The sequence below is a fragment of the Neisseria sp. HMSC070F02 genome, assembly GCF_001814225.1.
GTDB classification, from domain to species: domain Bacteria; phylum Pseudomonadota; class Gammaproteobacteria; order Burkholderiales; family Neisseriaceae; genus Neisseria; species Neisseria meningitidis.
Genome location: NZ_KV815396.1, coordinates 1 through 363, shown reverse-complemented (window position 1 = coordinate 363; position 363 = coordinate 1). Strand labels below are relative to the sequence as shown.

The 363-nt window shown below is 60.1% G+C and carries 1 pseudogene; it reads right to left on the bottom strand.

Going from position 1 to position 363, the window contains the following annotated elements:
* A pseudogene (gene mafA / locus HMPREF2959_RS03860) lies at positions 1–338 on the bottom strand (adhesin MafA); the annotation flags it as partial.
* Between the last annotated feature and the right edge of the window lie 25 nt (positions 339–363).

The following is a 363-nucleotide window of genomic DNA, read 5'->3' as shown; positions in this document are numbered from 1 at the left end:
GCGTCGGATTTGGTGGTGGCGGTAGTGTCGTAGGCGGGGTAGCTGTATTGGGTGGCACTTTCGGGGTTGTTGTGGTAGCCGCCGCGTATCAGTGCGTCGATAGAGTAGCGTCCGCCGCTTATGTTGCCCGAACCTTGGTCGCCCATAACGGAGACGTAAAGGGCGGCTTTGCGTCCTTTCAGGGCGGACAAATCCATTTCTTTGACGGCGGCGCGGGACGATGCGGCGACGAGTTCTTGTTCGACGGCAAAGCGTTTGCCGCCGCCGTGGGCGGGTATGCCGGTCAGTGTGCCGCAGGCTGTGAGGACGAGGGGGATGAGGAGGAGCAGGGTTTTCATGGCAGGGTTTGTTTTGTTTTGAACG